This is a genomic window from Bacillus sp. B1-WWTP-T-0.5-Post-4 (assembly GCF_009183795.1).
Lineage (GTDB): Bacteria > Bacillota > Bacilli > Bacillales > Bacillaceae_G > Bacillus_A > Bacillus_A cereus.
In genome coordinates this window covers 1-6,191 of the sequence record NZ_WEIJ01000024.1, presented here as the reverse complement: position 1 = coordinate 6,191, position 6,191 = coordinate 1, and the positions used below count along the sequence as shown (strand labels likewise).

The window sequence follows — 6,191 nt, the reverse complement described above, 5'->3', positions numbered from 1 at the left end:
ACGAAGCGAAGAAGGCGCAAGACGCAGCTATCAAGAAAGCCGAAGAAATGGACAGGGCGATCAAGACAGAAGCGGAAAGGATCGCTAAAGAAGCCGAAGGATCTGCGAAGAAACATACGGACGAAGTAACGAAGCAAGTCGAAGAGGCATTAAAGCAAGATGCGCAAAACAAAGCAGATGCAGCGAAGCAAGGTGCATTAAGCGAAGCCGATAACCGTATTTTAAAAGCTCGTCAAGAAGCCGAAAAGAATGCGAAAGCACTAGCGGAAGCAGCACGCAAGAAAGCCGAAGAGAACGCAGCAGCAGACGCACAAAACAAAGCGAATGCAGCGCAAAAAGCTGCTACGGATCGAGCGAATGCCGTTAAGACCGAAGTAGAAAACTTCGCTAAAAATGCAGGTAACATTACCGAGGGAACACTAGCAGCACAACGACTACACGGCGTAACGATCAGCGGTAAGAGTGCGAAGATCGTCGATATCGATGCGGGAAATATTAACGCAGGTACGCTAGATGCTTCGAAAGTTAAGGTCGTCAAATTAGATGCAGAATCTATCACGACGGGAATGCTTAACGTAGGGTCGGAACAGCTCGCACGCGGGGTTCACTTCACAAAAGGTTGGACGCCATGGAAACGAAGTGATTCGTTAACGGCAGGAATATATCAGGACTACGTAATACTTACAAATAAGATTGCGACCGAATCATATCTATGGACACCGCGTTTCGAATTGATAGGCGGTCAAACAAGGAAAGTCACGCTATCTTATGAATGGAATAAGGACGAACAAACCGAATACGCTGAAATATTCTTACTAACATCGAAGCAGGATGCAGAAACGTTAAAGGATAGTTTCGGGCATGATTATGTATTTAATCTAACGGGCGGTACGAATCCGATCGACGTAGGTAACGGTTGGTTTAGAGTGCAAAAGACATTCGAGCTACACAACGATACGTTAAGTGCCGTACTTCGATTAGATCACAACGGTACGAAAAATACGGCAGGATCTAGCGTCAGATACCGAAATATTATGCTAAATTACGGAGATATTGCGCTAAAGTATTCACCACATACGGACGATCTGATCGGTATCGGTGCGATTAACGCAAAACATATTACGGCTAACTCGATAAAATCGGAACACATCGACGCGAACGCAGTTAACGCAAGTAAGATCGCAGCAAATGCGATCACGACGGACAAGCTGCATGTACTGGCGAAGAACTTAATTAATAATTTCACGGTTACTAATTCGTTAGAGGGTTGGAATCTTGGTGGTAATACTGCGGAAATGATTCTCGCAAATGATCCATACGGGCGCGTAGTTAAGTCGGTGTCGAGGGGTAAGAATCCGAATACGTTCGAGTCGGCTCGATTCAAGGTCGAAGCAAATAAGACATATAAAGTTAATCTTTCTATGTGGATGAACGATAACCTTCAAGGAGGTCGCCAATATTTCGGATGTCATATCTTCGATAAGGATAATAATAACATTGGGGGCGACATGTGGGATGAGAACCAACGCAAGTTCGGCGCACGTAATACAAATCCTTATTTCTGGAATGACACGGAATCGCCTAAAGGGTGGCGTCATATGGAAGCCTATATTTTAGGTTGTGACGTACAAAACCCCGCAGAAGTTCCGAGAGGTAAGAACACATCGTACTACTTCCGTATGCCTTCGCAAGCTGATAATATAACGATCAGATTCTATAACGGCTACTATCCGACTGACGAAAGTAAGAGCAGCTTCGTATTATGGCATTCGCCGACGATTACCGAAGTTGATAGCGGCGCGATTGTAGCAGAAAACATTATTGCAGGTACGTTAGATGCAAATAAGGTCAATGTTACGAATCTAAATGCAGCGAATATTACGTCGGGTACTATGACTGCCGATCGAATTAACGGCGGTACAATCAACGCGGCGAATACAAATATTATCAACTTACAAGCGGGTAATATTACGAGCGGTACAATCGATGCTTCGAAGATCGCCGTTACGAATATGAATGCGGCAAACATCACGTCAGGTATTTTAAATGCGGATCGAATCGGAGCGAAATCGATCAGTGTCGATAAGATGGTGATCGGCGATACTACGAATCTATGTCCGAATCCTGATTTCGAACAGGACGGCGGGTGGTTCGGTACGGTAGATCGAATCGACTCTAGTAATGCGTCAGTACCAACGGGAGCACCTACGAAATTCGTCGGAAAACAAACGAGAAGAGACGGGCGCGGCTCGGATTGGTTCGAAGTTAAACAAGGCGATCAATTCTATATTTCGGGCTATGTTGCTTCAAAAAATAGCGCACACGGAGCAACTATCGGAATCTATTTCTTCGACAAAGATTCTAAAGCCGTAGCCGCGATGAATTCGGGGTACAAAACGAAACAAAACGGAGAATGGCAGTTCCACGAAGGTTGGATCACCGCGCCGAATAACGCAGTTAAAGCGTACGTATGGACGCAAATTAATGCCTTCGAAAACTTCGGTGAATGGTTCTTTACAAAGATCGAAGTACGAAGAAGAATGACAGGACACCTTATCGTAGACGGCGCTATCAGCGCACAAAGACTCGCAGCGAATGCGGTAACTGCCGATAAAGTTGCGGCGAATGCCATTACTGCGGACAAGATCGCAGCGAATGCAGTCAACGCAAGTAAGATCGCAGCAGGATCGATCACAACGGACAAGATCGCAGCAGCAGGGATTACGGCGGATAAGATCACGTCAGGTATTCTCGATGCGAATAAGGTACAAGTACGAAATCTAAGCGCAGCAGTTATTACGTCGGGAACGATGTCGGCAGATCGTATTACAGGCGGAACGATCAACGCTAACAATACGAATATCATTAACCTAAAGGCGCAGAACATCGCAGGCGGTACGATCAATGCGGATAACGTAGAAATCAGTAACGGACGCGTAACGATCAACAAAGACGGCGTTACAGTAACAGACGCTAACTTCTTAGTAAGAGACGCTAGAACGGGTTTTACACATACAGTGAATACTTCGACAAACCTACTATATGACCACTCATTCGAGACGATCAAGGCGGACGGAACTGCGATCGGCGAATTCTATCTAAATATGGAATGGGCTACGCTATCGAGCGATCTTAACAGCTCATTTTATCAATGGGCGAGAGTCGGAACGCCGAAAATGTGTAGTGCACATACGTATGACGCACCCGTCGAAGCGTCCCCGTTCGGTTGGAATGCAGCATTATTAAATCAATCTAACTACGTAGCGCAACGATTTAACGCTACTGCGGGCAAGCAATATACAATATCATTCCATGCAGCGAAACCATTCGGTGGATTAGCAGCGGGACAACCGCGATTAATTATCGAGCACATGAAAGACAACAACGTAGTACATTCAGAGACGAAAGATTTTGCTATTCCTGCTACACCTGCGGGTGAATGCGTAAGATATGGCGTTACAGTAACGGCACATGCAAACATCGCAGGCGGTCGTAGTTCTTCTATTCGAGTCCGTTTCCTAACAACTAACGCAAACTGGTGTGTATTCGATGGTGTACAAGCCGTAACAGGTAACCGAGCAGCGCCATACGACGCGGAAGATTCGTTATGGAAATTCGGACAAAATCGCATAAAGTTAGATACAGTTAATATACGTAAATTATACGGCGATGATATCGAAGGGGACGTCGTACGATCCGCGAATTTCCAAGTTCCGTATAAACAAAGTCGTGTGGTAGTCGATCATAGAAACGGCAATGTATCGTTCAATGCTGCGAGCGGTAACGTACATCTAGGTAATATGAACACAAACGAGATTATCGCAGATAAGGTTGTAAGAGTTCAGAACGGCATGAGTATTCGAGGCGTTAACGAAAACGGTGTAGGTATCGAGACTAGCAAGTTATACAGATCATGGGGCGGAGACATCGAATTAAATAACGCCATTATTAAAACCCCTGCGGTCGTATTCGGTGGTAATATCCCAACGACACAAGACGGTACTTTATGGTATGGCAATGGGTGGCAGGGCTTAGGATTCTATGTCGCAATCGGCGGCGCATGGCACACGGTATCGGCGGGATTCGGCGCAGGTTAAACCAAATTACAATAGAATTCGCGTCTATGTACATAGAGGTAGGCGCGATCCACTTTAAATATAAAATCGGAGGTAATACAATATGAGAGTAGATACGTCAAATGGTAGACCATTCTTAGGAAGATTAATCGAGATTAGCGCAGATGGGTCGATGACTATTCCGAAAGATTTACTAGAGTACGCAGGCATTTCGCAGGCATCACAAGTAGAAGTTATCGGAACTAGCGAAAGTTTAGTTTTTAAAACAACTACGAAGCGTTGCGATATGTGTAATAAGAATGCAAATACTAAACAAATGGGCATGTTCAAATTATGCGAGCGTTGCTATACGAGTTTAACGGGCAAGACGTGGGAAGGCGAAGAAATTACGGCGGACAAACCCGCGCATCTAACACCCGAAGTATAACGAGAGATAGGGCAACATATTGCCCTTTTTCTTAATAAAATACCACTCTACAAAAATATGAAAATACACTCGCAAAATAGCGTGGTTAAAAAAGAAACGAATCATAGGAAAAGTGTAAATTTGAAATGAAGTTGTACTGTTCATGAATGATGTGTATATTAGGAAGGAGAAATATTCATGAATGATATGTATATTAGGAAGGAGAAACATATGAAATTTCAAAAGGTAATTGTGACTTTGTTGTGTTCTATTCTGTTTTTGGTCGCATGTTCTTCGCTATCAAAAGAGGATTACTTGAATGAAGCTGCAAAAGAAAGTAGCAACGCAGATGAGGATTTTGAAAAAATAGGTGATTACAAACTTTCAATAGATGAAAAAAAGAAATACATTGAAAACCGTGTTTCTATTCTAAAAGAGACAAAAAATCTCTCTGCTCCTTCCGAATTTAAGGAAGTACATAAAGAGTATGTTAAAATTTTAGATTTAGAGATTAAAGCACTTGAAAAGGCAAAAGGAAATCTCAGTAGTAAAGACTCCATATTAGACGTTTTTAGCAGTGAGGAAAGGATGAAATATTTTAGTTACCACGATTCATTCCAAGACCTTTTAGATGAAAAGGAACGAGAAATATTTCTTAAAAAAAGAACGGAACTTGTAAATAAGTGATAAAACGAAATTTGGCGAAACCCGACGCGGCTTCGTCATTTTTTTTGTTTATCGACTATATTCAAAAAATACGATACCGAGATTGCGATTTTAAGGTGATTATCTTTCCATTCGTGGATAGTAGGGTTATTAAATGGCGAGATTTGGCGAAGTTTAAAGGCATGTTATAATCTTCCTAGCAATTTATCTAATGCAAAGGAGGTATGCCTAATGCATTCTAGTCTCTTACTGCCTAATATTCACATGGCAACTGCAACACAAGTCGCAGAATTTCTAGGCATTCATATATCAACGGTGCGTAAAATTCAGCAACGTAATACTGTCGAACTAAAACACGCGGGTGTAATCTCGCTTATAGGAACAGAAGTGGCGCAACGCATTGCGGGAGGAAGTACGCCAGTGGTGATTACAAATAGGCGGGGACATATGGTAGTCGAATGGAAGGCGGAAAACGACGATAACCAAATGACTACAATACCGCATTCGCACGTTATGTTATTTACGAAACAAGCAGTTGTAATTGTAGCAATGCATTTGCGCAATATGTCAGAAGAACAAAAGCAAAGAGTGCGCTCTTTAGTATCTGCATTAAGAGGTTGAGACGCATAATGCGACAAATTTCCCTAATAAAATACTTGTCATTTCGATTTTATTCGTGCTATAATCAATCTAACAACTGAATCGAACGTGAAAAAGCGCCTACCGACTCCAATCGGTAAACGCTTATAGTTGCTAGTTTCGACTCCAATCGATTCTAGCGGCTCCGTATATTGCCCATACGGATTAAATTTATGTATTCATTATATCGACTATTATGTAAAGTTTCAAGTGTGAAATTCTACCTATTTCGGTCGATATATTTTGCGATACTCTTTTAATCTTATCGATGGGATTACGGGGGTATCGCTTTTTTATGTTTGCGACGTGGAACCTTAAAATCGGAAATGTGCCTGATACCACGTAACGAAATAAAAACTGATAAGCCGTAATTCCGTGCTGCATACATTCATTTAGCGGGAACG

At 42.7% G+C, this 6,191-nt stretch carries 4 protein-coding genes; all 4 read left to right on the top strand.

What is annotated here, in order from left to right:
* The first annotated feature begins 47 nt into the window (after positions 1-47).
* Entirely contained in the window at positions 48-4,097 is a 4,050-nt protein-coding gene (locus GBN91_RS29105; protein WP_193222140.1) for a hypothetical protein, read from the top strand.
* An 82-nt stretch (positions 4,098-4,179) separates the two neighbouring features.
* Positions 4,180-4,503: a division/cell wall cluster transcriptional repressor MraZ gene (locus GBN91_RS28300; protein ID WP_152122878.1), complete on the top strand. Its 324-nt coding sequence runs from the start codon at positions 4,180-4,182 to the stop codon at positions 4,501-4,503.
* Positions 4,504-4,680: 177 nt separating this feature from the next.
* Positions 4,681-5,169, top strand: coding sequence for a hypothetical protein (locus GBN91_RS28295; RefSeq protein ID WP_152122876.1), 489 nt, complete (start codon positions 4,681-4,683; stop codon positions 5,167-5,169).
* 210 nt (positions 5,170-5,379) lie between these two features.
* A complete protein-coding gene (locus GBN91_RS28290; protein WP_152122874.1) occupies positions 5,380-5,769 on the top strand; it encodes a hypothetical protein in 390 nt (129 codons plus the stop codon).
* The last annotated feature ends 422 nt before the right edge of the window (positions 5,770-6,191 follow it).